This is a genomic window from Delftia sp. SD018 (assembly GCF_017355445.1).
GTDB lineage: Bacteria > Pseudomonadota > Gammaproteobacteria > Burkholderiales > Burkholderiaceae_C > Comamonas > Comamonas acidovorans.
On sequence record NZ_JADDRN010000018.1, the window covers coordinates 66,868 to 91,688 of the forward strand.

General features: G+C 64.4%; 29 protein-coding genes, 1 pseudogene and 1 riboswitch. Of the genes and pseudogenes, 12 read left to right on the forward strand and 18 right to left on the reverse strand.

Annotation, left to right across the window (positions count from 1 at the left end; translation table 11 throughout):
- The first annotated feature begins 17 nt into the window (after positions 1–17).
- Entirely contained in the window at positions 18–449 is a 432-nt protein-coding gene (locus tag INR38_RS18215) for a DNA polymerase III subunit chi (RefSeq protein ID WP_207442626.1), read from the forward strand.
- A gap of 3 nt (positions 450–452) precedes the next feature.
- Positions 453–1,268: a hypothetical protein gene (locus INR38_RS18220; RefSeq protein WP_207442625.1), complete on the forward strand. Its 816-nt coding sequence runs from the start codon at positions 453–455 to the stop codon at positions 1,266–1,268.
- A gap of 46 nt (positions 1,269–1,314) precedes the next feature.
- Here the strand turns inward: INR38_RS18220 and INR38_RS18225 are convergent, their stop codons facing one another.
- Positions 1,315–2,331 (reverse strand): D-2-hydroxyacid dehydrogenase family protein, encoded by a 1,017-nt coding sequence (locus INR38_RS18225; protein WP_063326267.1) that lies wholly within the window; start codon positions 2,329–2,331, stop codon positions 1,315–1,317.
- A gap of 613 nt (positions 2,332–2,944) precedes the next feature.
- Between INR38_RS18225 and INR38_RS18235 the strand changes: the two genes are divergently transcribed.
- Positions 2,945–3,793, forward strand: a complete 849-nt coding sequence (locus INR38_RS18235; protein ID WP_207475983.1) for a tyrosine-type recombinase/integrase — start codon at positions 2,945–2,947, stop codon at positions 3,791–3,793.
- On the opposite strand, the gene INR38_RS18240 is transcribed toward INR38_RS18235, so the two are convergent.
- Together INR38_RS18240 and INR38_RS18245 are read right to left on the reverse strand one after the other, a co-directional pair.
- Positions 3,780–4,025, reverse strand: a complete 246-nt coding sequence (locus tag INR38_RS18240) for an AlpA family phage regulatory protein (protein WP_123691097.1) — start codon at positions 4,023–4,025, stop codon at positions 3,780–3,782. The genes INR38_RS18235 and INR38_RS18240 overlap by 14 nt on opposite strands.
- Positions 4,026–4,219: 194 nt before the next feature.
- Positions 4,220–6,016, reverse strand: a complete 1,797-nt coding sequence (locus INR38_RS18245; RefSeq protein ID WP_347566760.1) for a DNA cytosine methyltransferase — start codon at positions 6,014–6,016, stop codon at positions 4,220–4,222.
- A gap of 174 nt (positions 6,017–6,190) precedes the next feature.
- On the opposite strand from INR38_RS18245, the gene INR38_RS18250 reads away from it, so the two are divergent.
- The gene (locus INR38_RS18250) at positions 6,191–6,829 is read left to right on the forward strand and encodes a hypothetical protein (RefSeq protein ID WP_148078963.1); all 639 of its coding nucleotides are present in this window, start codon (positions 6,191–6,193) and stop codon (positions 6,827–6,829) included.
- A gap of 381 nt (positions 6,830–7,210) precedes the next feature.
- Here INR38_RS18250 and INR38_RS28730 read toward each other — a convergent pair whose 3' ends face one another.
- On the reverse strand, positions 7,211–7,525 hold the full coding sequence (locus tag INR38_RS28730) for a hypothetical protein (RefSeq protein WP_242699104.1): 315 nt from the start codon (positions 7,523–7,525) through the stop codon (positions 7,211–7,213).
- A complete protein-coding gene (locus INR38_RS18255; protein WP_238003355.1) occupies positions 7,453–8,070 on the reverse strand; it encodes a DNA adenine methylase in 618 nt (205 codons plus the stop codon). The genes INR38_RS28730 and INR38_RS18255 overlap by 73 nt, the downstream gene beginning before the upstream one ends.
- A 147-nt stretch (positions 8,071–8,217) precedes the next feature.
- On the opposite strand from INR38_RS18255, the gene INR38_RS18260 reads away from it, so the two are divergent.
- Both INR38_RS18260 and INR38_RS18265 read left to right on the forward strand, forming a co-directional pair.
- Positions 8,218–8,580, forward strand: coding sequence for a hypothetical protein (locus INR38_RS18260; protein WP_148078962.1), 363 nt, complete (start codon positions 8,218–8,220; stop codon positions 8,578–8,580).
- A gap of 163 nt (positions 8,581–8,743) precedes the next feature.
- Positions 8,744–9,694 (forward strand): annotated as a pseudogene (locus INR38_RS18265) (IS481 family transposase); the annotation flags it as partial.
- A gap of 284 nt (positions 9,695–9,978) precedes the next feature.
- On the opposite strand, the gene INR38_RS18270 reads toward INR38_RS18265, so the two are convergent.
- Entirely contained in the window at positions 9,979–10,509 is a 531-nt protein-coding gene (locus tag INR38_RS18270) for a DUF4124 domain-containing protein (protein WP_123695834.1), read from the reverse strand.
- Positions 10,510–10,616: 107 nt separating this feature from the next.
- The gene (locus INR38_RS18275; RefSeq protein ID WP_071955643.1) at positions 10,617–10,820 is read right to left on the reverse strand and encodes a hypothetical protein; all 204 of its coding nucleotides are present in this window, start codon (positions 10,818–10,820) and stop codon (positions 10,617–10,619) included.
- A gap of 113 nt (positions 10,821–10,933) precedes the next feature.
- Positions 10,934–10,997, forward strand: a riboswitch (Fluoride riboswitch).
- Positions 10,998–11,077: 80 nt separating this feature from the next.
- On the opposite strand from INR38_RS18275, the gene crcB reads away from it, so the two are divergent.
- Together crcB and INR38_RS18285 are read left to right on the forward strand one after the other, a co-directional pair.
- Positions 11,078–11,464: a fluoride efflux transporter CrcB gene (crcB, locus tag INR38_RS18280; protein WP_123695831.1), complete on the forward strand. Its 387-nt coding sequence runs from the start codon at positions 11,078–11,080 to the stop codon at positions 11,462–11,464.
- Between the two features lie 178 nt (positions 11,465–11,642).
- Positions 11,643–12,200: an ATP-binding protein gene (locus INR38_RS18285; protein ID WP_123695833.1), complete on the forward strand. Its 558-nt coding sequence runs from the start codon at positions 11,643–11,645 to the stop codon at positions 12,198–12,200.
- A gap of 47 nt (positions 12,201–12,247) precedes the next feature.
- On the opposite strand, the gene INR38_RS18290 is transcribed toward INR38_RS18285, so the two are convergent.
- The 4 genes from INR38_RS18290 to lexA all read right to left on the reverse strand — a co-directional run bounded on the left by INR38_RS18290 (position 12,248) and on the right by lexA (position 15,217).
- Complete coding sequence (locus tag INR38_RS18290) at positions 12,248–13,219, reverse strand: FecR domain-containing protein (RefSeq protein WP_123695830.1); 972 nt, start codon at positions 13,217–13,219, stop codon at positions 12,248–12,250.
- 4 nt (positions 13,220–13,223) lie between these two features.
- The gene (locus INR38_RS18295; RefSeq protein ID WP_123695829.1) at positions 13,224–13,700 is read right to left on the reverse strand and encodes a sigma-70 family RNA polymerase sigma factor; all 477 of its coding nucleotides are present in this window, start codon (positions 13,698–13,700) and stop codon (positions 13,224–13,226) included.
- 257 nt (positions 13,701–13,957) lie between these two features.
- Positions 13,958–14,380: a hypothetical protein gene (locus INR38_RS18300; protein WP_123695828.1), complete on the reverse strand. Its 423-nt coding sequence runs from the start codon at positions 14,378–14,380 to the stop codon at positions 13,958–13,960.
- A 162-nt stretch (positions 14,381–14,542) separates the two neighbouring features.
- A complete protein-coding gene (lexA, locus tag INR38_RS18305) occupies positions 14,543–15,217 on the reverse strand; it encodes a transcriptional repressor LexA (protein WP_012205399.1) in 675 nt (224 codons plus the stop codon).
- 98 nt (positions 15,218–15,315) lie between these two features.
- On the opposite strand from lexA, the gene INR38_RS18310 reads away from it, so the two are divergent.
- Positions 15,316–16,305 (forward strand): asparaginase, encoded by a 990-nt coding sequence (locus INR38_RS18310; protein ID WP_123695827.1) that lies wholly within the window; start codon positions 15,316–15,318, stop codon positions 16,303–16,305.
- A gap of 92 nt (positions 16,306–16,397) precedes the next feature.
- Here the strand turns inward: INR38_RS18310 and adk are convergent, their stop codons facing one another.
- The 6 genes from adk to INR38_RS18340 form a co-directional block, all read right to left on the reverse strand.
- Entirely contained in the window at positions 16,398–17,054 is a 657-nt protein-coding gene (gene adk, locus INR38_RS18315) for an adenylate kinase (RefSeq protein ID WP_012205401.1), read from the reverse strand.
- 264 nt (positions 17,055–17,318) lie between these two features.
- Positions 17,319–18,110 (reverse strand): 3-deoxy-manno-octulosonate cytidylyltransferase, encoded by a 792-nt coding sequence (kdsB, locus tag INR38_RS18320; RefSeq protein ID WP_123695826.1) that lies wholly within the window; start codon positions 18,108–18,110, stop codon positions 17,319–17,321.
- Positions 18,111–18,177: 67 nt separating this feature from the next.
- Positions 18,178–18,360 (reverse strand): Trm112 family protein, encoded by a 183-nt coding sequence (locus INR38_RS18325; protein WP_012205403.1) that lies wholly within the window; start codon positions 18,358–18,360, stop codon positions 18,178–18,180.
- A 64-nt stretch (positions 18,361–18,424) separates the two neighbouring features.
- Positions 18,425–19,441 (reverse strand): tetraacyldisaccharide 4'-kinase, encoded by a 1,017-nt coding sequence (gene lpxK, locus INR38_RS18330; RefSeq protein WP_123695825.1) that lies wholly within the window; start codon positions 19,439–19,441, stop codon positions 18,425–18,427.
- 13 nt (positions 19,442–19,454) lie between these two features.
- A complete protein-coding gene (locus INR38_RS18335; RefSeq protein ID WP_012205405.1) occupies positions 19,455–19,880 on the reverse strand; it encodes a biopolymer transporter ExbD in 426 nt (141 codons plus the stop codon).
- Between the two features lie 31 nt (positions 19,881–19,911).
- Entirely contained in the window at positions 19,912–20,544 is a 633-nt protein-coding gene (locus tag INR38_RS18340; protein ID WP_012205406.1) for a MotA/TolQ/ExbB proton channel family protein, read from the reverse strand.
- 147 nt (positions 20,545–20,691) lie between these two features.
- Between INR38_RS18340 and INR38_RS18345 the strand changes: the two genes are divergently transcribed.
- The 3 genes from INR38_RS18345 (at position 20,692) to INR38_RS18355 (ending at position 23,177) form a co-directional block, all read left to right on the forward strand.
- On the forward strand, positions 20,692–20,943 hold the full coding sequence (locus INR38_RS18345; RefSeq protein ID WP_139093503.1) for a hypothetical protein: 252 nt from the start codon (positions 20,692–20,694) through the stop codon (positions 20,941–20,943).
- Positions 20,940–22,277, forward strand: coding sequence for an exodeoxyribonuclease VII large subunit (gene xseA, locus INR38_RS18350; protein WP_123695824.1), 1,338 nt, complete (start codon positions 20,940–20,942; stop codon positions 22,275–22,277). Before INR38_RS18345 ends, xseA begins: the two co-directional genes overlap by 4 nt.
- Before the next feature lie 318 nt (positions 22,278–22,595).
- A complete protein-coding gene (locus tag INR38_RS18355; protein ID WP_012205408.1) occupies positions 22,596–23,177 on the forward strand; it encodes a Fe-Mn family superoxide dismutase in 582 nt (193 codons plus the stop codon).
- 92 nt (positions 23,178–23,269) lie between these two features.
- Here INR38_RS18355 and INR38_RS18360 read toward each other — a convergent pair whose 3' ends face one another.
- Entirely contained in the window at positions 23,270–24,814 is a 1,545-nt protein-coding gene (locus INR38_RS18360) for an MFS transporter (protein ID WP_242699106.1), read from the reverse strand.
- Positions 24,815–24,821 lie beyond the last annotated feature (7 nt).

Below are 24,821 nucleotides of genomic sequence, written 5' to 3' on the forward strand. Positions count from 1 at the left end.
TTTGAAGGGAGCATCGCTTGACTGAAGTGGCGTTCCATTTCAACGCGCCCGACAAGCTGGCCTATGTCTGCCGTCTGGCGCGCAAGGCGCTCAGGCACCGCACGCAACTGGTGGTGCTGGGGTCGCCGCCGCTGCTCAAGGCCTTGTCGCCCAGGCTGTGGAGTGTCTCGCCCACCGACTTCCTGGCCCATGCGGGCGAAGGCGATGGGGCAGACATCATGGCCTTCTCGCCCATCGTTCTGCTGGAGCGGCTGGACGGCGCGCCGCACCACGACATGCTGGTCAACCTGGGCGGCGAAGTGCCCGAAGGATTCGAGCGCTTTGCGCGTGTCGTCGAAGTGGTTTCCGCCACCGACGATGAAGACCGCCACCTGGCCCGGCAGCGCTGGAAGCACTATGCGGCCCAGGGTATTTCCATCAAGCGCCATGACCTGGTCCTCAAGGAGTAAGCCATGAGCGCTCCTCCCTCCAAAACCCCACCGCGCTTTGTTCCCACGCTCACCGATGTCGTTGCGGTGGATGCGGTGCAGGCACCGGTTCAGGCGGTCGAACCCCCGGCACCCCTGGCACACCCCGTGTCCGAACTGCCGCTGACGGACGAAGCGACGCCCTGGGCCAGCGAAGGCATGCTGGCGCCTCGGCGTGGCGTGGTCACCCTGCCTGCGTCCCTGCCGCCGCTGCCGCAGGACCTGGAACCCCAGCGGCCCATGGTCGCCGAGCAGGGTGCACCCGAGGAAATCCCGACACCTGCAATGCAGCCCGTGCTCTCGGACTATCAGCCGCCCAGCGCCCCGTCCGTGGAAATGCAATTGGCCCAGGAAAGCCGTCTGGCCGAAATGGCTGATGTGGCTGGTGCGGCAGATGTGGCTGCAGCGGGCGACGTGGCACCGGCAGGGGAAGTGGTCCCTGCCGACCTGGTGGTCCCGGTGGTGCAGGCTGTCGTGGCAGAGGCGGCTGCCGGGGCGACGCCGGCTTCCCCTGCCATGCCGGCAGCCCCCACCATGGAGTCCATCTGGGACAGCCATGCGCAGCAGGTCACCGAGGAATATCTGGTCCATCGCCTCATGCAGCGTGTGGACCTGGTGCTGGACCAGCGCCTGCGCGACGCCATTGCCACCGTGGTTCAGCAGCAGACTCGGTCCATCGTCGTGCGTCTGCGCGAGGAGGTGGAATCCGTCGTGCGCCAGGCCGTCTATGAGGCGGTGGCCGATGAACTGGCCTTTCGCGCCACGGCCGCACGTGGCGACTCCGGCCAGGGCGGCCGTTGAGTGCAGGGCAAGGGCGGGTGGCGCAAGCCCCCGCCTGATCCGGTCGTCAGCCTGCGCGGGCCGGGCCTGAGAACACCTCGGGATTGAGGATGTTGCTGGGCTGCCCCGCAACGAAGTTCACCACATTGTCGAAGGCAGCGCGAAAGTACAGCTCGTAGCTGTCCTGCTCCACGTAGCCGATGTGCGGCGTGCAGATGCAGTTCTCCAGCCGCAGCAGCGCATGGCCCTGGAGGATGGGCTCGCTCTCGAACACGTCCACGGCCGCCAGGCCCGGCCGGCCTCGGTTGAGCGCACCCAGCAGGGCATCGGCCTCCACCAGCTCCGCGCGCGAGGTGTTCACGAACAGGGCAGTCGGCTTCATGCGTGCCAGATCCTGCGCCGTGACGATGCCGCGTGTGGCCTCATGCAGTCGCAGATGCATGGACAGCACGTCGGATTCGGTAAAGAAAGCCTCGCGCGAGTCCGCCGCCGCAAAGCCATCGGCCTGCGCCTTCTGGCGCGAGCTTTCGCTGCCCCAGACCAGAACCTGCATGCCGAAGGCATGGCCATAGTGCGCGACCAGCCGTCCAATGCGGCCGTAGCCCCAGATGCCCAGCGTGCGCCCGTGCAACACGCTGCCCAGTCCGAAATTCGCAGGCATGGACGCAGCCTTGAAGCCCGATTGCTGCCATGCGCCGTGCTTGAGGTTGGCGATGTACTGCGGCAGCCGCCGCGTGGCCGCCATGATCAGCGACCAGGTCAGCTCTGCCGGCGCAATGGGCGAGCCCACGCCCTCGGCAATCGCAACGCCCTGGTCGGTACAGGCCTGCACATCGATATGGGCGCCGGCCTTGCCGGTCTGCGCGATCAGCTTCAGGCGCGGAAGCTTTTCCAGCAGCTGCCGGCTGATCTGCGTGCGCTCGCGGGTCAGCACGATGATGTCCGCATCGCGCAACCGCACCGACAGCTGGCCAACGCCCTTGACGGTATTGGTGAAGACCTTGGCGTTGAAGGGCTCCAGCAGACGAGCACAGTCCAGCTTGCGCACGGCGTCCTGGTAGTCGTCAAGAATGATGATGTTCATTGCCTGTGAATCCGTCATAAGCCTTTGATTTATCTCTGGTTTGCCGCGTAAGATGTTGTCGGCAAATGATTTATTCCATTCCTGCGCTTACCTTTGCGCGTCATCTGCGCTTGCCTGGACTCGTCTACACCTCACCGCTCGGTATAGGTTTTGTGTAGGTTTTTCCGGCACTCAAGGTGTAGCTTCAGATGTTCTTTGACGCACGTTCAGCCAAGACCCTAAAGCAGGGCGAACACATTGTCGTACAAGGTTGCCCAGCGTTGAGGCTCGAAGCGACGGCCAGCACGAAATCTTGGACCTATCGTTACAGAAGCTTGGCGGATTCGGCAAAGCTCAAGCAGGTCAAGCTCGGCCAATGGCCAGCCATGTCGCCAGCCCAGTCTGCAGCCGAATGGCAGGCAGCACGGGACCTGCTTGAGCAGAGAAGAGATCCAGCGGACGAGCGAAAGCTGGCGCGCAAGGCTTTGGCGCAACCGGTTGCACAGGTTTACACATTGGCCAGGCTGGTGGACGACTATGCCGCCCGGTATCTCAAGGTCAATCGGGAGGCTAAGGCGCCCGCAACATCGAGCAGCGTCTGCGCAATGCGATCTCGGGACGGGAGTCGACATCCGTGGCCGAGGTGGGGCGCTCTTTTGTCTACGACGTCATTGAAGGTCTCGCCGACCGCCCCGTCTTGGCCAAGTCCGTGAAGACGGAGATGGCAGCTGCATGGCGCGTGGGGCTGGAGTCAGGGCGAATTCCGGACGGCATGCCCAACTGGTGGGCGGAACGCACGTCCCACAAGCTTCGCAGCAAAGGGGCAGTGCGAGATGGAAAACACAAAGGCACCAGCAAGCGCGTGCTGAGCGGAGCGGAGATCAAGACGCTGATCGGCAGCGAGCTGTCGATGTTCAGCCAGCAGGTTCAGGATTTCCTGACGCTGCAGCTGTGGACATGCACGCGTGGCGGGGAGATCTGCCAGATGCAGAAGAAGCAGTTGTCGGAGGAGGCGGGTGTGCTTTGGTGGACCGTGCCCAAGGAGGCAATGAAGATTCGGCACGTTGAGGTCGCACATGACCTGCGTGTGCCTTTGTTCGGTCGGGCCGAGCAGATCGTGCGACGTCTGCTGGCGAATGAGGGGCAATGGCTGTTCCCGAGCATCGGGCGCGATGGTGTGCTTAAAGGGCAGACCCAGGCCTACATGCAGACCAAGGTGCACTATCTGCAGCCCTACAGTAAGACGAAGCCCGAGCACAAGCGGGTGCGGCTGACCGTGACGCATTGGTCGCCGCATGATCTTCGGCGGACGGGGCGCACCATCCTTGCGTCGATGGGCTGTCCGCATGAGGTGGGGGAGGCGATCCTTGGCCACGTCCTCCCTGGCGTGGCCGGCGACTACAACCTCTACAGGTACGACGCAGAGCGCCGCCAATGGCTGGCAGCGCTCGATGCGAAGTTGGAGGAGTTCATCGGGGCTTAGGGGCACCGGTGTTCTCAGGTGGCAGCAGCTCGGACGCTGGCCGACGGGCGGACCAGTCATCGAGCTCCGCGCGCAGCCAGCCAACGCGCCTGGCAGACAGCTGGCGGGGCCGGGGTATCTGGCGCTCACGCACCAGTTGTTCGAAGGAACTGACGCTCAGCGCCACGTAGGCTGCGGCATGCTCGCGGCCGAGCACGGCAGGAGCAAAGTTCAGAGTGATGCTCTTGGACATGGGCGTCCTCAATGAAAAAGGCCCGCGGGTGCGGGCCAGGTGGGTGGTTCCTCGTTGTCGGGGAGCGGCGCGCGCTTGTCGCGCCAGTGTTTGGGCTTCTTGCTGGCCATGGTCAGGTTTCCTTGTTGTCGTGGGCGCGCTCGTAGAACCGCGGCATTGCGGCGGCCAGCGCGTGGCGGGACGGGTTGGAGGGGTCAGGCGGACCGCCGCAGTTGCCAGGCCGTGGACTCGGGCGAGTTGAGCGAAACGATCTGCTGCATGGGCACGGGGCTCACGGAGTTGCCGACCATGCGCACCTGGGCGGTCTTCGTCAGGGGCTTGCCGGAGGCGGTCCGGTCGATGACGTAGCCAGGGGGGAAGTCCTGGGCGTTGTGGAGCTCGCGCGGCACCAGCATTCGCAGCGTGATGTCCACGATCACCCAGGGCTCGCCCTTGAGCCACACGGTCACGAGCGCCAGGCGGTCGCGCGTGGTGATCGTGGTCATGGGGTCGCGCAGGTCCGCCCACTGGCCGCCGCTGGCGTGGTAGCGCATCAGGAAGGCGGCGCAGCGCAGGGCGCCGGCCTCCTGCTCGGGCGACAGGTGGTACTGGATCAGGGCATGGTGCTCGGCCCCGGCCGTGACGGTGGGCACTGGCTCGCGCATGTCGCGGCCCACGCTATTCCTGCGTAGCGTGCACAGGTGGGCGGCGATCAGCTGCTGCTGGCTGCCGCTGGTGGTCACGGTCGATACGGGGTCGCGCAGGTCGCGGGCCGGCGTGCTGTTGAACCCGCCGTTGGCCTGGACCATGAACGCGGATGCCAGGCTCTGCCCACCGCCGCTGGCCGTCACAGTGCCCAGCGGCCCCCGGATGTCGTTGGCGCCGTGGCTCCAGCGCTTGCCGCCGTCCTTGCCTTCACCGTGCCCGGCCTGCACCAGGTATGCCGAGCTGACGGCGTGCTTGATGCCGCCGGCCACGGCCGTGCCCAGGGGCTGGGACAGGTCGAGCACGCGCGGCGCCTGGCCCTTGGCTTCGCCATAGCCCATCTGGATCAGGGTGGGCGACACCAGTGCACGGCAGCCGCCTTTTTCCGTGGCGATGGTGCTCATGGGGCGGTCGAGCATTTCGATCTTCCCGCCGTGGGCCATGTTCACGATAAATGGCTGGGGGCTGTTCAGCACGAACTTGTCCAGGCCATGCGCGATTCGCCGCATGGTGGCCGGCGCCAGTTCCTTCTTGCGCCCGAAGATGCTTTGCCCGGGGATGCTCCAGTCGATGCACTCGGCTGCCTGGCGGAATGGCTTCTGGCCCGCCTTCGGATTCTTCCAGTGCGTCTGCGCTGGCCACACGATGGGCAGGCCGTCGCGGCGGGCGATCAGGTACAGCCGTGTGCGGGTGCTGCGCGAGCCCAGGGTGGCGTTGCAGATCACCCGCCATTCCACCTTGTAGCCCAGGTCGCGCAGCGCCTGGATGAAGTGGCGCCAGTTGCGGCCCTTGTGCTTCGGGTCCGGCACCAGGAACTGATTGCGACGCGGCACCACCTCGCCGGGGTCGGCTACGCGGAAGGTGGCTTTCCCCGTGGCGGGGTCCGTGATGCGGTCCAGCGTGATGGCGCGGCCGGTGGCTGGATCGCGCTTCGCAATCAGCGGGGACCACTGCATCATCTGTTCGACGTTCTCCAGCGTGATGACATCGGGCTGGGTCTTGCCCGCCCAGCGGATGACGATCCATGCGAGCGACCGGATTTCCCCGTTGCGCGGCTGGCCACCCAGGGCCTGGCTGTGGTGCGTGCAGTCCGGGGATGCGTGCAGCAGGCCCACCAGCTCGCCCTTGGTCACGGACAGTGGGTCCACCTCGCGGATGTCGGCGCGATAGTGCTTGGTCTGCGGGTGGTTGACTTCATGCATGCCGATGGCGTCGGCATCGTGGTTGACGGCGGCATCGACCGGGCGGCCGATGGCCTGCTCGATGCCTGTCGATGCGCCACCGCCGCCGGCGAAAAGGTCGATCACCAGCTTGGCCGCGAGGGGCAGGAGAAATTGAGGGGGTAAGCATGCGGTTCCTTGAAATTTGGGCCAAAAAAAGCCGCTCGCGGCAGGGCCGGGCGGCTTCGAGATACCTGTCGATTGCTCAAGATAAACTAGAATGGTTTGTTGTAAAATTTGGTAATAAGCAAAGAGGGTTAAATGAAATTTAAAAAACTGATTGCAGCAATTGCTTTTGCTACTTCCGTTTGTGCGCATGCGCATTACACAGTGACAATTTATCAGTCTGGCAGTGACGTTATTGCGGTGGGGAGTGGGTCAATTAATATGATAAGTTTAAAGGGGGATGTATATACTCGCGTTATTCAACCCAATATTGCCTCTGGTTATGGGCTTTTGGCATTAGGCAAGCGTAATCCCGGTATATATCTAGGGCAAGTTACTGGGCCTGATCGATTTGGATTTGCTCCCGGGGTTATAGATGCCACGTATGCAGAAGGTGATGCTGTAGGTATTGATGCATCGTGGGGTACTCTAATGGTGCCAAACGGGTATGTGTCCGGCGCACCTCTTCAATCACTCGCTAGATGGAACGACTGGACCCTTAGTAGTTTAGGACTTAGACCTGGAGAATATCGTTGGTCGTGGGGTGAAGGAACATATTGGGATACATTCACGATAGTCGTCACGCAGGAAGAGAACCCGTTCCCAACAACGCCAGTCACAATCGAAGAGTTGCTTCGAAAAGGTATTGATGGCGTCTGCAAGCAATGTGGCACAGATAATGCCCCTGGATACTTGGATAATTTGCGTGGTTTTGGGGTGAGGCACACAAACTAATAGTTAAAGCATTTGCGTTTGCATATAAATTGCGTTGAATCGAATTTTTGGCGACCATGCGAGATATTAATTTCTCATGGCTCGCTATTTTTACGAGCTCTTAATCAGTGGTGTATACGTCTGCCACTGACTTGCAATCAGGAATTGCTCCCGATCCTTGCCAACGATCCAGTTTGGGCGTCGCCTGGGAAGAAAAAGCCCCTGGCGCGCGCACCCAGGGGCTTGAGGCGCCGCCTAGACTTGGCGCGCACCTCCTTACTTGGTGTATCGGCAGCCCCTCGCCTAACTTTTGGCCGTTTCGATCAGGAATTGCCCGCTGTCTTTGCCGTTGATCCAGTTCGGTGGCTTGTCATGGCCGGCCTGGCAGGAGAATTGCTCGAGCTAGATCCCGAGCGCTTGCTGCAAGGCGGGTGGCACGGCCAGGCGCTGCTGGCACTCTGGGTTGAGCCACAGCACTTCGGTTTTGACCGCTGTGCCACGGCCAGCAGAGATGCGGGCGCCGGTGGTGTGGGCCTGCCAGTCGGCCAGCTCGCGCTCGTACAGCTCCGATGGGTAGGCGCTGAGCACGACCATGCCGCGCAGGCCTCGCAGTACGCCCAGTAGCTCCAGGTGCTTCTCGTCCGTCATCTCGTGCCGGTAGCAGCCCTGGGCCACGTTGCGCAGCGAGCGCGTGCCGAAGACATAGGGCCGGTCCACGAAGTGCAGCGTATCGGCGGTGTCGTGCTGCTGCATGACCTCGATGGCAGCCGGTTCTCGATCAGCACGCCCTGCAGGCGTTCGATGATGGGCGGCAGCTGGCCTGGGTAGCGGCTCCAGAGGTGCTGTGCCGTGCCGTAGGGCCTGGCAGTGTCAATGCGGAAGCCCGTCACTCCCTTTGTAGCGCCGGCTGAGCCGAAGCCCATGCATGCCCGCACGGCGGTGCGCCTGGCGCGCTCCACGGGGTCGTCGCAGTCTTGATAAGACAGGTCGAACTCGGCCCGCGCGTATGGCGTGAGGTGCAGCAACTGGATGAGTCGCTCGGACTGGCCAGGGTCGCGCAGCACGCGGAAGAAGTTGGCGATGTCGTCGTCCAGATCGTTGTAGACCTCGGCGTAGGCCCGGGGTTTCTGCAGCAGCACGCCGGCCGCGCCGCCGAAGGGCTCGACGTAGAAGCGGTGCTCGGAGAAGTGCTGGAGCACCCAGGGCGCCAGCCGGAACTTGGTGCCGTGATAGCGCAGGGCGGGTGATGTGACTTGTGGCATGGGCGCAAAAAAGCCCGAGAGGCGACTGCCAAACGGACTATGGGAGGTTAGGATTCGCCACTCGTCAAAGATGAGTGACGCACTAAAGCGATATCCGCTATAAGTGGTTGTTATTTTCTAAGAGTTACTTGTTCAAGAGAGGGTTGAATGATGCTTAAGGGATTGAAGCCTGTTTTTATATCGCTTGCAATATTTTTGGGTGGCGCGAATGACGTATTTGGCGCTGAGTTGAGTCAAATAATAGGTCTCTGGGAGATGAAGCACGATACAGACGGAGATCCGAAAGATCATCTGGAGTTTAGTAAGAGCGGGGCGGTGGCAGCTATTAGAAATGATGGTCGTCGGACCGAGGGATTGTATCGATTAGAGGGGGATGTGGTGACAATGATCTATCCGCTTCCTAATGGAATGGCTTATAAAACATCAATGAATCTAAATAAAAAGAATCAGCTAATTCTCTACTCCACCAAGACCAAAGGTATTGCGACTTACGAGAGAATCCGTCCCTAGCCTTTCATGATCTTGCTGCTCCATCAAGCAGTGATCGAGGACCGGATGCATCAGGGAAGGAGCAGCGGCCCCTTCGCTCATGCATCGTTCAGTTGGGTGTGATTAGATGTACGGTCCCAGGAAGTCATGGTGCATTCTTCAGCCTAGAACAGGAGAAAGCACTATGGCAATCCGCCTGCATGGCAGCGCCCGCACGACGCCGCGTATCCGCGCAGAACTCCAGCTAGCGACCGGCTCCCATCGGTCCTTGGCCAAGCTCTACGGCATCAACCCCAAGACCGTGGCCAAGTGGCGTGCGCGCACCTCGGTGCTTGATGAGCCCATGGGTCCTCGGGACAGAGCAAGCCAGCATCTTTCCCAAGAGCAAGAACACTTGGCGATTGCGTTGCGCAAGCAACGGCATCTGTCGCTGAACGATCTCATGGGGCAACTCCTGGAGACAGCACCCAAGCTCAGCCGCAGCGCCTTGCATCGATGCCTGCAGCGTCACGGAATCAGCCGACAACCCGCAACGCACCTGCCACGAAGGCACGGAAAGTTTGAAGAAACGACGCTCGGCTTCGTGCACATCGACAGCGCCGAAATGAAGATCTCCAGTGGCAGACAGCACATGTTTGTCGCCATAGCCCGAGTCACAAAATTCACGCATGTCGCGTTCTTTGACAGGGCCACGAAAGCCAATGCAGCACAGTTCCTTCGGTAGGTGCTTGTGGCCTTCCCGTACCGCATACATACCGTTCTGACGGACAACGGCATGGCCTTTACGGGACAAGAACGCTTCAGAGGCGGCGTCACCGACACATGCATCGGTCACATCTTCGAGCGCATCTGCAAGTTCAATGACGTTGAGAAAAGGCATACCAAGCCGTACCACCCCTGGAACCCCTGGACGAACGGCATGGTCGAGCGCATGAACCGGACTATCAAGGAATCCACGATCAAGGCGTACGAGTACGAAGGACTGGAGCAGCTACGGGAGCATGTCCAGGCCTTCGTTCAAAGCTACAACTTCGGCAAGCACTTGAAGGCGCTCAGGTGGAAGACACCATTCAGGGCGATTTGCGAGGCATGGGAAAAAGATCCAAGCCGCTTTAGACTTCATCCGCACCATCTCACTGTGGGACTGAACATCCTTATCCAACGAACGCAGGCAGGCAGGACAAGGTTGGCTCCGCGCAACCGTATCAGTGGCTTACACACTGGAACGTCTTGGCGACGACGATGTCGAGAAGGCTTGGTGGATGGTCGCCTGTTGGCGAAGTCGGTGAAGACCGGGTTGGCGGCGGTCTGAAGAGGCTGTGTGGCATTGGGAGAATGCCTGAACATGTTCCCCCGCTGGTGAGTGGCGCGAGAGGAGTCATGATTGCGCTCGATATCTGGCAGTTCCGTGCCTGGTTCTCATTGAGAAACTGGTTGCTGAATGGAGTGAGGTACTCGCGGTGTCCCAATCACCTTCGGCGGCTCCTGCATCAGGGGCGTATTTGAGCCGCATGCGGCATTGACACTCGTGATCGCGGCATTGGTCCGCATGCGTTTTTCGTCTTGGGAAATGGTGCGAATGCTGGAGACGAATTCCAGCTCCTTGCGCGCCTGCTTGCACTGAAGGGACGCGCCGAGCTGCTCGGGCGCAGGAGCAGTTGTCTGGCGGGCTTGCTGCTCGATGACACGCTGCTGGCTCTCGATCTGGCGCTGCTGCATTTCGTTCATCTGGCGCTGATACTTTTGTTCATTCGCCTGTGCTGCATCAGCCCGTTCACGGGAGATCTCATCGTCCGATTTTTTGCGCTGTATCAGAGCTCCAGTGTCAGTGCTGCTGCAAGGACTGTCTGAGAAAGTTGACTTTCCAGAAGCATCCTTGCATTGAAAGACCTGGGCTGCGGCAGGCAATGCGAAAAGTGCTGTAAAGATTGCTGTGGTCAAGAGTCGCATATGCATATCGATGAATTGATGGGCCTGATCGGAATCGAATTACAGACGAAGAATAGTCCTTTGGCCCGCATGCCTGACAACTTTCGTCTTGGTTCGAATGGCTCGTTTCACTCGGCGTCCCGCAGGGCAGCGCGGCGGGCTGCTTCAGCGGTCTCCTGAGCCTCCTTCTCGGCTTGCCTGAAACGTTCTTGTGCTGTGGTCGGTGTGCCGTCATGGCCGCCTGCGGCGCGCTCACCGATGTGAATGTTGGAAAGCCTTGCTGTGCCGTACAGCAAGGCCGCTGCAATGATCAGGAGCACGATGAATTTCATTGTTGCATTGTGCCGCTGGTCATTTGGAGGGTACGGCCAGCGTCTGCAACGCAATCTCACACCTCTGCCGCTTGCCAGGTCCAGAGTAAACTCGCCCCCGCAGCCAGCACTCGCTGCACGATGGGAATGGAGCTTCCCGAAACCGCCCTGCGAAGGGCTGATGGCTCCTGCCTTGGTGGGATGGGTCCTGCCGGTGGCGGGGCCATGTCTTGATCCTGCCCGGCACGCCCGTCCGGTTATTCGATGAAAGGACGGTCATGGGGTTCTACGGTTTCATTTTGGTGTTCGTTGGAGGCGGCCTGGGGTCTGCGCTCCGGCATGGCACGAACTTGCTCGCGCTGCGGCTGGTGGGCAGTGCGTATCCACTGGGTACATTGGCGATCAATGTGCTGGGTGCCTTCGTGATGGGGGTGGTGGTGGAGTGGTTTGCGCTCAAGACAACGCTGCCGCAGAGTGCGCGGCTGTTCATCACCACGGGCATTCTGGGTGGCTTCACCACGTTTTCGACGTACGCGCTGGAGGTCGGCATGTTGTATGAGCGTGGCGACTGGCTGGCCTCCGTGCTGTATGCGCTGGGCTCGCTGGTGCTTGGCGTGGCTGCGCTGTTTGCGGGGTTGGGGCTGGTGCGCATGGTGGCCCATTGAGACACCGCGATTGCGCTATGCTGTGCGCCATGGCCCGCCTGAACGCAACGCAGATTATTCGCACCATCCATTGGATGGTGGGTTAGCCAGCGGCCTTCAGCGCCATGCAACCCGCCCAGAGGAGGCGGGTTTTTTCATTCCGTCTCCGGGGTTTTCTCAAGCCTTTCAGGAGATGGATATGCAGGTTTCCGAACAGTCCCGGCCCCGTTGTGCAGAATATGCCGATGCCCCTGCCGCCAACGCGCGGCTTGCCACGCTGCACATGGTCTGCGGCAAGATCGGCTCGGGCAAGTCAACGCTGGCGCGGCAATTGGCGGCCGGGCCCGGAACGGTGTTGGTCAGCGAGGATTCCTGGCTGGCCGGCCTGTACCCCGGCGAGATGCAGTCGGTGGCCGATTACGTGCGTTGCAGCACGCGGCTCAAGGGGTTGATGGGGGCGCATGTACAGGCGTTGCTGGACGCTGGCGTGTCGGTGGTGCTGGATTTTCCGGCCAATACCCTGGAGGGGAGGGGGTGGGCGCGCAGCGTGTTCGAGAAAGTGGGCGCCTCGCACCGCCTGCATTTTCTGGATGTGCCTGACGAGGTCTGCAAGCAGCGCTTGCGTGCGCGCAATGCGGCAGGCGAGCATCCGTTTCAGGCCAGCGATGAGCAATTCGACCTGATCACGAGCTACTTTGTCGCGCCCTCCGACGAGGAGGGCTTCGACGTGGTGCATCACCCGTATGCGCCGCTCTGAAGTGCCGGCCTGGACGAGAGACTTCGCCACGGCCCCATCCCATCATCTCAGCTTGATCGCGCTTGCACCTCCACCCAATAGCGGGTGCGGGTTCGCAGTTGCAGAGGAAAGCGGCTGACGAGCGCGGCCAGGGCGCGATCCGTGTCATCCACGGGAAAGGCGCCCGAGACAAGCATCCCGGCGACCTCGGCCGAGCAGCCCAGGTAGCCGGGCCGGTAGCGGGCAAGGGCGTCAATCAGCTGGCCCAACGGCATGTCCAGCGCGACCAGGCCGCCTTCATGCCAGCTGGCTGCAAAGGGGTCTGCGGACGTGGGCGGCTGGGTGGCGCTGGACGAGAAGGCGGCCTGCTGTCCGGCCTGCAATTGCGCGGAGGGCGCATCGCTGTCCAGAGGCTGCAGGCGCACGGCCTTTTCCTGCACGGTGACGTGGCACAGGCCATCGTCCGCGAGATGGACCGTGAAGCGCGTGCCCAGGGCCAGTACGTGGCCTTGCGGGGTCTGCACGCTGAAGGGGCGGCCCAGCGCGTCGGGCTCGGTGGCGACGAGGATGCGGCCACGGTGCAGGCGCAGCAGGCGCTGGCGGTCGTCAAAAACGGTGTCCAAGGCGGTGGCCGTATCCAGGGCCACCAGGGAGCCGTCGGGCAGCGTCAGATCCCGGCGCTCGCCCGTGGCTGTGCGCTGCCCGGCCTGCCAGCTTTCCAGTGGTGCGCCTTTCCAGGCCATCCAGGCCGTGGCGCCGCTGCCCAGGCCCAGAGCCACGCCGCGCACCACGGAGCGGCGGGTGGGCGAGGCGCGGCGGCCCAGCGCCTGGCGCGCCAGGGGGGCGGGCAGATGCGACAGCTGCGCGGTGACGGATTGCACGCGCAGCCAGGCGCGCTGGTGGGCGGGATCAGCCTCATGCCATTTCTGCCAGTCCTGTTGCAGGCCTGCTGTGGCAGAGGCGCCGCGCAGTTTCACGTGCCAGGCGGCGGCCTCATGCAAGGCGCGGCGGTCGTTGCCTTCCAGATGTCTCTCGCCCATGTGGCTATGCCAGGACCAGGCAGCAATGCTCCATCGCCCGGGTCAGGTAGTTGCTGACGGTGCGCAGCGATACACCCAGGCGCTCGGCGATCTCTGGGTAGCTCAGTTCCTCGAACTGGGCCAGCACGAAGGCTTCGCGAACCTTGGGGGGAAGGCCCTGGAGCATGCGGTCCACATCCAGCAGGGTTTGCTGGACGATGGCCTGCTCTTCGGGCGAAGGCGCCAGCGATTGCGGCAACTGGGCCAGATAGTCCAGATAGGACTGCTCCAGCGTGCGGCGGCGAAACAGGTCGGCGACCAGGCCCCGGGCGATGGTGGCCAGGTAGCGCCTGGGTTCGCGGATGTCCTGCTGCGGCAGGGGAGAGCGCAGCAGGCGCACAAAGGTGTCCTGGGCCAGGTCGGCGGCATCGTCACGGTTGCCCAGGCGTTTGCGCAGCAGGCTTTCCAGCCAGGGATGGTGGTTCTGGTAGAGGCTGTGCACGGAGAAGGCTGGGGCGGAGGAGGCGGGCGCAGTGGCAATCGCTGCTGCAAAAGATAATAAGAATGCTTATCAATTATCTTTCAGGCCGGCGCCCCTCCCGCAAAGAGGGCGTCCACTTGTTGCATGTGCGCTACAGGGCAGTGGTGGCCGCCAGCCTGCACCAGCTTTGCGCAGGCCGATTCCTCGTGCGGCACGCGGCGGTCCGCGCCGCCCAGGTTTGTGTTGTGCAAGGTGTATCGCACACCTTGCATCGGGCCTCAGTTGGCTGCCGGTCCGCCATGCGCTTCCATGCGCTCCAGCGCAGCGCAGACATCGGCCATTCGCCCGGAGATGAACAGGCATTCCGGCTGCTCCTGCGGCGACCGCTGGATGATGCGCAGGCCTGAAGGCTGCTCAGGCGCGGATTGCAGGGTGGGCTGCGTCGGCAGCAAGGGCAGGATCAGCTGGGCATCTCCATGGTCTGCAGCGCGTGCGGCCTTGCCGCGGCGCTGCTGGCTGCGCCGGCGTGCCTTGCTGAAAGAGATCACGTTGGCGGGCTCGGGTGCTGCAGCAGGTAATGGCTGGCACGCAGGGGCTTGTGCAAGAGGCATGGCCGACTCCATGGCGGTCGCAGTCAGGCGGATGCCATGTGCCAGGCGCAGGAAGGAAAAAGAAGACAGTGTTGGCAGAGCGAATCCCATGTGACGACTCCTGTTGGCGTGTTTCAAAGAGGCATGGACACAGGCAGGATTGCGGTTTGCGGGCAAAGCTCCGCCCAGGGCGAAGCTCCAAGGCTTCGCGCCTACCACCTGGGCGATGCGTGAAATGGGGTGAGGCGGCCTGAGAAGCGCCGCCAGTCCGGCTTACATGGACATGCTGTTGCGGATCAGCCCCACGGCCAGGCCTTCAATGGCAAAGGCCTCTTCGGGGGCGACGCGAATCACCGGGTAATCTGGGTTTTCCGGCAGAAGTTCCACGCCCTGCGTGGTGCGGCGCAGGCGCTTGACGGTGACTTCGTCACCCAGGCGTGCCACGACGATCTGGCCGTTGCGGGCTTCGTGTGCGGACTGCACGGCCAGCAGGTCACCGTCCATGATGCCCGCGTCGCGCATGGACATACCGCGCACGCGCAGCAGATAGTCGGGGCGCGTCTGGAACAGGCTGGGCTCGACGGAATAGGTTTGGTCGATATGTTCCTGGGCGAGAATGGGCGAGCCCGCCGCAACGCGGCCCACCAGGGGCAGCATCAGCGGTGCCAGGGCCGACAGCGGCAGTCCGAAGCTGGTGCCGCGCGCGGCATTGATGTTGCGCACGGTGTCGGTACGCAGGCGAATGCCGCGCGAGGTGCCGCTGACCAGTTCGATCACACCTTTGCGGGCCAGGGCCTGCAGGTGTTCCTCGGCAGCGTTGGCGGACTTGAAGCCCAGCGTGTTGGCGATTTCCGCGCGGGTGGGAGGCGCGCCCGTGCGGGAGATGGCGGCCTGGATCAGGTCCAGGATCTGTTGCTGGCGGGCGGTGAGCTTGGGATGGTCGAGCATGGCGTGCGTCCGGTCCTTGAGGGCAGATGGCAGGCTGGGAGGCCATCTGATGATTTATACAGTATCTGTATTTTTAACCAGTTTTCCAAGAGGTGCAAGTGGGGCAGTCAAAGTTGGTGATTCTGGGCACGGGCGGGACCATCGCCGGCCGGGCGGATTCGCAGTCGCAGGGCGTGGGGTACAAGGCCGGGCAGATCACGGTGCAATCGCTGCTGGAGGCCGTGCCGGACCTGGAGCAGCAGGCGCTGGGACCCGTGCAGACGCAGCAGATCGCGCAGGTGGACAGCAAGGATATGGACTGGCCCGTGTGGCGCGCGTTGCTGCGCGCCTGCACGCAGGCACTGGAGGATGCGGACACACGCGCCGTGGTGATCACGCATGGAACGGACACGCTGGAAGAGACGGCCTGGCTGCTGCACAGCCTGCTGCCGGCCACCAAGCCCATCGTGCTGACCTGCGCCATGCGCCCGGCCACGGCCCTGTTGGCAGACGGACCGCAGAATCTGCGCGATGCCGTGACCGTGGCTGCCAGCGGCGGGCGCAGCGGCGTATGGGTGGTGGCGGGCGGCGAGGTGCATGCGGCAGCCCAGGTGCAGAAGGTCCATCCCTACCGGCTGCAGGCAATGCGCTCCGTGGAGGGCGGGCCGCAGGCGTTGGTGGAGGAAGGGCGTGTGCGCTGGCTGGTGCCCGATGCGCCGTCCTCCCCCGCCGCGCCGTCCGCGCGGGCCATGGTGCCTGCGGCCATGTCATCTGATCTGCTGGCGCTGGATGAGCTGCCCTGGGTCGAGGTGGTGTTCAGCGGCGCCTTGGCGCGTGCCAGCGGCGTGGATGCGCTGGTGGCGGCAGGCGTGCGTGGCATCGTCGTGGCTGGCACGGGCAATGCGACGGTTCACGAAGGCATGGAAGCGGCCTTGCAGCGTGCCCGCGACAAGGGCGTCTGGATCTGGCGGGGCACGCGCTGTGCCGAAGGCCTGCCCGTGGCCTCCGGCCTTGGGACCAACCCGGCAGAGGCCGATCTGGCGCAGCTGCCCGTGGCAAAGGCCCGGATTGCGATGATGCTGGCGCTGGCAGCGCAGCCGCGCGATTGAGCCGGGCAGCGACGCCGGCATTTCTTCAATTGCTGGCGGTCAACAAAAAAGCACCCGGCGGGTGCTTTTTTCGTTGCGGCACATGGCCTGCATCACTCAGCCAGTGCAGCCAGTGCGCGTTGGGTGATGTCCTCGACCGAGCCCAGGCCGCTGATGGCGCGGTACTTGGGCGCCGCTGCAGCTTCCTTTTCGGCCCATGCGCGGTAGTAGTCCACCAGGGGGCGGGTCTGGCTGCTGTAGACGTCCAGGCGCTTCTTGACGGTTTCTTCCTTGTCGTCTTCGCGCTGCACCAGCGGCTCGCCGGTCACGTCGTCCTGGCCTTCGACCTTGGGCGGATTGAACTTGACGTGGTAGGTGCGGCCCGAGGCGGGGTGGGAACGGCGGCCGCTCATGCGCTCGATGATGGCGTCGAAGGGCACGTCGATCTCCAGCACGTAGTCCAGCTTCACGCCAGCGGCCTTCATGGCGTCTGCCTGGGGAATGGTGCGGGGAAATCCATCAAACAGGAAGCCGTTGGCGCAATCGGCCTGGGCGATGCGTTCCTTGACCAGATTGATGATCAGGTCGTCGCTGACCAGTTGGCCGGCGTCCATCACGGCCTTGGCCTGCTGGCCCAGGGGCGTTCCGGCCTTGACGGCGGCACGCAGCATGTCACCGGTGGAAATCTGGGGGATGCCGTACTTCTGGCAGATGAAAGCGGCTTGCGTGCCTTTGCCGGCGCCGGGTGCGCCCAACAAAATCAGTTTCATGGAAGTCCTTGAGGAGAGTAGAAATTCTTGTCTGCCGGATCGGCCCACCGGGGCGGACAGTCCATGCGTCATATTTTTGTCGCGGGCAAGGATAGCACGCACAGGGCTAACACTGGCTTACACGCAGAGGGCAAAACTGTCGCCTGTGCAATCTCCAAAAACTGCGTTTTGCTGTCCGACAAAACCGCATGTGCAGTTGTGATGTGAATGGCGATGCCGGGCATCGCCATTGGCGCATCTGTATTGGCGTATGCGGGATCGGATTCAGGCGGACAACCGGGCGCGCACCCGTTCCAGGTCTTCGGGGGTGTCAACGCCGGGGCCTGGTGCATGGGGCGTGAGGTGGACGGCGATGCGGTGGCCATGCCACAGCGCACGCAACTGTTCCAGCGCCTCCAGCACCTCGGTGGGGGCGGGAGAAAGCTGTGGGAAGCTGCGCAGGAAACCGGCACGGTAGCTGTAGATGCCGATGTGGCGCAGGGGCGCGAAGCCGGGGTGGCCCGGCGCTGCCGCTGCAGATGCCGTCTCCCACCATGCCTGGCCTGCATGCTCACGCGCAAAGGGGATGGGTGCGCGGCTGAAATAGTGGGCCATGCCCTGGGCATCGCAGACGACCTTGACCACGTTCGGGTTGGTGAAGTCGGCCAGGCTGTCGATGGCATGTGCCGCCGTGCCCATGCTGGCCGAGGGCTGCTGCGTCAGCAGGGCGGCCACGGCATCGATAAGGTCGGGAGCGATCAACGGTTCGTCGCCCTGGACGTTGACGACGATGTCATCGCCATCCAGGCCCAGCAGTTCGCAGGCCTCGGCCAGGCGGTCGCTGCCGCTGGCGTGGTCGCTGCGCGTGAGCACGGCCGCAACGCCGTGCGCGGCGCAGGCGGCGACGATGCTTTCGTCATCGGCCGCGACCACGCAGCGCGTGGCGCCGCTGAGGCCAGCGCGCTGTGCCACGCGCACGACCATGGGAAGACCACCAATGTCTGCGAGGGGCTTGCCTGGCAGGCGGCTGGAGGCAAGGCGGGCAGGAATCAGAACCGTGAAGTGCGCGGTGGGCATGGTGCGTTGCGGAGATGGTCGAAAGTGCGGGCGCGGGCGTCGTCGGAAATCGGGCCTTGCGGCGCGATCAGTCCTCGAGCTCGTCGTCGTCCAGCGTGCGGGCTTCGGCCTCCAGCAGCACCGGGATGCCGTCGCGCACGGGGTAGGCCAGGCGCGCGCTGCGCGAGACCAGTTCCTGGTGCTCGCGGTCAAAGCGCAGCGGGCCCTTGGTGACGGGGCAGACCAGCAGTTCGAGAAGTTTGGCGTCCATGGCGGATCCTGTGTTTTGGAGGGGGAGGGCGGGCCGTGGCGGCCAGCCAAGACGGTGATGATAGTCAGGCGCGTGGCCTGCGCAGCGCCTGCAGCCGCTGATCCAGCAGCGCCCAGAAATCTGGCGGCAGCTGCAATTGCAGCGCAACGGACCAGGCCTGGGGATGGGTGCGCCACAGCTTGACGGCATCCTTTTCGGTGCAGACCAGCGGGTCTTCATTGCGTTCCAAGCGCTGGAAGCTCTCAAAATTATAGTGATCCGGCAGCGCCTGGGCGTGCTCCAGCGTCAGGCCCTGTTCAGTGGCCAGCATGGAGAAAAAGGCCTCGGGCCGGGCCACGGCGGCCACGGCCTCCACGGGCCGTCCGCGCAGGGCCGCCAGGGGAATGCGCTCACCGTGCGCATTGACGCCTTCAGCGGCCAGTTGGCGCTGCATGGCAAAGGCGGGCGCATCCGTTGGAGGGCAGGCTCCCGTGTGCAGCACGGCGGTGACGGGGCGCGGCCAGGGTTCGCGCAGCGGGCCGGCTGGCAGCAGCCAGCCATTGCCGATGCCGTCGTCGTTGAAGACGCACAGCTCGATGTCGCGGGCCAGGCCCAGGTGCTGCAGGCCGTCGTCGCTGATGACCACATCCACCTGCGGATGGCGGGCGCGCAGGGCCTGGACGGCCTCGATGCGCTTGCGGGCCACGAAGACCGGCACGCCGCTGGCGCGAGCCAGCAGCGCGGGCTCGTCGCCCACATCGGCGGGGGCGCTTTCGGGCGTGGCTTCTCGGCAATCATCCGTGCTGCGGCCATAGCCGCGCGAGACGATGCCAGGGCTCCAGCCGCTGTCCCGCAGATGGCGGGCCAGGGCGAGCGTGACGGGGGTCTTGCCGGCGCCGCCCGCAATCACATTGCCGACGACGATGACCGGAATGCCGGCCTGGCCTGCACGCCTGAAACCCAGTGCATAGGGCAGCCGCTGCAGGCCCAGCAGGGCACGGTACAGCAGGGACAGGGGGAAGAGGGCGCAGGCCAGCGGGCCACGGCGGCGCCAGGCCGCGCGAAGCCCCCAGGCTGCGGGGGCGGGGCCATTCCCGGGCATGGAGGCCTTGCCCTCAGCGCCCGGCGCTGGCCGAGGTCTGCGTGGCAAAGGTGATCTGGGACAGTCCGGCGCGGCGCGAGGCCTCCATCACCGACACCACGGACTGGTGCGGCGCGGTGGCGTCGGCGCTGATGATGACCACGCTGTCCTTGCCGGCAACGGCCGCTGCGGCCAGTGCCTGGGTCAGGCCGGTGACGCTGCGGTCTTCCACGGCGGTCTTGTTGATGGCGTAGCGGCCGTCGGCAGCGATGGCGACGATGATTTCGCGGGGCCGGTCGCGCTGCTGCTCGACATCGGCCACGGGAAGGGTCAGCTGCAGTTCGGTGAACTTGCTGTAGGTGGTGGACAGCATCAGAAAGATCAGCACCACCAGCAGCACATCGATGAACGGGATCAGGTTGATCTCGGGCTCGTCACGGCGGCGGGGACGGAAGTTCATGGCAGGTCTCTCGCGTGCGGGTTCTGCGGGTTCACTTGCCGCCGACGCGCACCAGATGGCGCACGAACTGCTCGGAAGCCAGCTCCATGCCCAGCAGGTAGCCATCGACGCGGGCGCGGAAGTAGCGCCAGAAGATCAGTGCCGGAATGGCGACGATCAGGCCGAAGGCCGTGTTGTACAGGGCGATGGAGATGCCGGCCGCCAGCTGCGCCGGGTTGCCGCCGCCGGTGGCCGATGCGCCGCCTTGCGAGCCGAAGATCTCGATCATGCCGATCACCGTGCCCAGCAGGCCCAGCAAAGGCGCGGCAGAGGCAATGGTGGCCAGCGCGCTCAGGTGCTTTTCCAGCGTGTGGGCAGCAGCGCGGCCGGCGCCTTCCATGGAGGCGCGAAGCTCTTCTTCGCTGCTGTCCGGATGGGCCTGCAGGGCGCGCAGTCCGCTTGCCAGGACTTCGCCCAGCGTGGAGTTCTGGGACAACTGCTGCACGACTTCCTGGCTGGGCAGGCCGCGCGAGGACACGGAAATCGCCTCGCCCAGCAGGGCAGGCGGCGCCACGCGGGCCGTTTTCAGCGCCACGAAACGTTCAAAAACCAGGGCCAGAGCCAGGATGGAGCAGGCAATCAGTGGCCAGATCGGCCAGCCTGCGGCTTGTATGATCGACAGCAAGTTGTTTTCCCCCCGCGTTTAACTGCAGCCGACGATTATGGCCCAGCCATATGGCCGGTCCAGGCGTCTCGTGTCCGCGATCGCCTGAAAACTGTGACCCGGCGCAGCATCCAGGCAACGGGCGGCTCCCCATATTCGGGATTTTGGATGGTCGCTATAGCACAGATTTCTGTGGATAACTTTGTTATCAAGCGGGTTGCGCAAACGCCGCTGCGGCGGCGAATGGACACTGTGACAAATGTGAATTCTTTGTTGCAGCAAAAAAATCTTTATGAATCAATTGCTTGCGAGGTGTTTTTGAGAGTGCTTCTGCAAATTGCCGCCAAAGTGCCTGCTCGGGTCTGCATCCGCCTGCCTGTGGAGAATGTTGCACTGCATGCAGACCGGGAGGCCGCATGAGTGGTGCATTCGGCGCAATGAACCCAGCAGCGGCGCCGCTGGTCTGGGAAGTCGGCGCGCTGTGCCGCGCCGTGAGCGACGCCTTGCAGGCACGCTTCAATCCGGTGGCGGTTCGCGGCGAGATCAGCGGCTTCTCGCGCGCGGCCAGCGGCCATTGCTACTTCAGCATCAAGGACGCGGGCGGGCAGATCCGCTGCGCCATGTTCCGGCGTGCGGCCCAGCTCATGGATTTTTCGCCGCGCGACGGCGAACTGGTCGAGCTGCGTGGCCGGCTGGGCGTCTACGAGCAGCGTGGCGACCTGCAACTGGTCGTCGAGAGCATGCAGCGTGCAGGCCAGGGCGCCCTGTTCGAGCAGTTCCTGCGGCTGAAGGCGCAGCTGGAGGCCGAAGGCCTTTTCGACGCGGCCCGAAAGCGCAACCTGCCGCCGCTGCCGCGCGGCATTGGCGTGGTCACTTCGCCGGGGGCTGCTGCGCTGCACGACGTGATCACGGCGCTGCGCCGCCGCGTGCCCCATATCCCCGTGGTGCTGGTGCCTGCCCTGGTGCAGGGCGCGCAGGCGCCGGCCTCCCTGATCGATGCGCTGCAAAGGCTTTATGGCCTGGCGCGGGAAGGCGCGGGCTCGGTTGATGGCTCGGTTGCCGGCGCGCCGCCCATCGACACCATCTTGCTGGTGCGCGGGGGCGGCTCCATTGAAGACCTTTGGGCCTTCAATGACGAGCGCCTGGCCCGCACCATCGTGCAAAGCCCTGTGCCCCTGATCTGCGGCGTGGGGCACGAGACCGACTTCACCATTGCCGACTTCTGCGCCGACCTGCGCGCGCCCACGCCCACGGCGGCGGCCGAACTGGTGAGCCAGCCGCGCGAGGTCTGGATGGGTGCGCTACAGCTCATGCAGGGCCGCCTGGAGGATTCCGTGCAGCGGCTGCTGGACCGCCAGCAGCAGCGCCTGGACCTGGCAGCGCAGCGCCTGGGCCGGCCCAGCGAGCAACTGGCCCGCAGCCGGCTGCAGCTCAGCCGCCAGGCCCAGCGACTGCGCCATGCCATGCAGTTGCGGTTGCAGCGCATGGACCATGCGGGGCAGGGCCTGCAGGCGCAGTTGCCTGCCGGCATGCGTCGCGGCCTCGACCGGCGCGCGGATCACCTGGCGCGCATGGAGCTTCGCCTGCAGCTGCTGGACCCGCGCCTGGTGCTGCAGCGCGGCTATGCCCTGCTGACCGATGCCGAGGGCCATCCCGTGACCGAGGCGCGCAGCGCGCCACCGGGCACGGCCTTGCAGGCGCAACTGGCCGACGGCAGCCTGGACCTGGTGGTGACGCAGCCGCGCCTGCTCTGAACTGCGGCCCGCTGTGTGCAGCGTTCGGCGTGCGGGGAGTGGCGGGTGGCAGGCAGTATCCGTGTAGGCCGATTGGCCGGATCAAGGTCAATTCACATCCACCCTCGCAGCAGCGGGCCAAGATGGGCCATTTGGCGCGCGCTTTCGCCGCAGGGTCACGAAGTTGTTCCTACAATGCCCGTTCGGGTGCGTGAGGGCCAGGGCTCGCAGCAATGCGCGCAGTGCAGGCCCCGCGCGACGGTCACGGCAGACGCTGCAGGCGCTCTGCGCAACAGGTGCTGGCCCGTCCTAAAAGATTTCAACCACGAAGGAAACACCATGGAACATACCTTGCCCCCTCTGCCCTATGCGATTGACGCGCTGGCACCCCACTACAGCCAGGAAACGCTGGAGTACCACCATGGCAAGCACCACAACGCCTATGTGGTGAACCTGAACAACCTGCAAAAGGGCACCGAATTCGAAAACATGACCCTGGAAGAGATCGTCAAGAAGTCTTCCGGCGGCATCTACAACAACGCAGCCCAGATCTGGAACCACACCTTCTTCTGGAACTGCATGGCCCCCAACGGCGGCGGCGAGCCTACCGGCGCACTGGCTGACGCCATCAACAAGAAGTGGGGCAGCTACGCCGCCTTCAAGGAAGCCTTCGTGAAGTCGGCCGTGGGCAACTTCGGCTCTGGCTGGACCTGGCTGGTCAAGAAGGCCGACGGTTCGGTGGACATCGTCAACACCGGCGCCGCCGGCACGCCCCTGACCACGGAAGACAAGGCCCTGCTGACCGTGGACGTCTGGGAACACGCCTACTACATCGACTACCGCAACCTGCGTCCCAAGTTCGTCGAGACCTTCCTCGGCCAACTGGTGAACTGGAAGTTTGCCGAGCAGAACTTCGCCTGATCGAAGCGCAGGTACGACGTGTGCACGCCATGTGCACGCAACGCAAAAAGCCCCGGACGGGGCTTTTTGCTTTTTGAGAGGAAGGCGACGGCTCAGCGGCGCTGAGCGCGCAGCCGCCAGCCCGTCCACAGTGCCGTGCAGACCAGCAGCAGCGTGGCGCTGGCGATCACGGCGCTGAAGCCCTGGCCGAAGGCCGTGCGTGCCAGTTCGGTCAATTGGTGCGCGGCCTGGGGCATCAGCTGATCGGCAGCCAGCAGGGCTTCGTCCAGGCTGTCGCGCACGGAATCGGGCAGGGCCAGGCCCAGGCCCTCCGGCAGGCGCAGGGAGCCTGCATAGATGGCCGACAGCAGGCTGCCCATCAGCGTCACGCCCAGGGCGCCGCCCAGCTCGTAGGACACCTCCTCGACCGAGGCCGCCATGCCGGCACGGTCCGCGGGAGCGCTTTGCATGATGGTGCTCGACGCCGTGGTCATGGCCGCGCCTATGCCCAGGCCCAGCACGGCCAGCGCCGCCGCCTGCGGCCACCAGCCCATGTCGTGGACCAGCAGATAGCCGCCCATGCCCAGGCCCGACAGCAGCAGCGCTGCCGGCAACATGCGCGCGCCGCCCAGGCGTGGCAGCCAGTGGCCTGCCACGGGGCCGGCCACAAAGGCGGCCAGCGGCAGCGGCAGCACGGCCAGGCCGGCCTGCAGTGGCGACAGTCCCTGCACCAGTTGCAGGCGCTGGCTGAACACGAGCTCCATGCCGATCAGCGCGGCCGCTGCCACCAGGGCCGAGGCCACGGCCGTGGCAAACGCCGGGTTGCGGAACAGCGCGAAGTCCAGCAGCGGGTCGCTGCTGCGGCGCTGGCGCCGCACGAACAGCGCGAGAAAGCCCAGGCCCAGCACCAGGGTCGCGGCGGCCAGGGCCCAGTCGGGCGACTGTTTGCCGGCTTCCTTGATGGCGTAGGTGCTGCCCACCAGGCCTGCCATGACCTGCAATGAGCCGATGAAGTCCCAGGGCCGCTGCGAGGTGGCCGTGCCTGCGGGAATCAACCAGCCGGCCAGGGGCAGGGCGAGCAGCACGATGGGCACATTGATCAGGAACACCGAGCCCCACCAGAAGTATTCGAGCAGCAGCCCGCCCACCACCGGCCCGAAGGCCGCACCGCCCGAGGCCACCGAGGCCCAGATGCCGATGGCCAGAGCGCGCTCGCGCTCATCGGCAAAGCTCAGGCGGATCAGGGACAGCGTGGCCGGCATCATCATGGCCGCGCCCACTCCCAGCAGCGCGCGCGCCGCAATCAGCAGGGCGGGCGAGGGCGCAAAGGCCGCGCACAGCGATGCCACGCCGAACACGCACAGCCCGGCCATGAACAGCCGCTTGTGGCCGAGCCTGTCGCCCAGCGTGCCCATGCCCAGCAGCAGGCCGGAGACCACCAGCGCGTAGATATTGACGATCCATAGCTTGGCCGAGGCCGTGGCCGCCAGGTCACGCGTCAGGCGCGGAAGCGCCGTGTAGAGCACCGTCATGTCGATGACGATGAGCAGCAGCGCTACCGAGACGATGGCCAGCACCAGCCAGCGGCGCGGATCGGCCGCCTGGGATTTTGGAAGATGCCCCGAAACGGGGTTCTGGGTTTGCGTTGTGAACGCCATAAAGCAC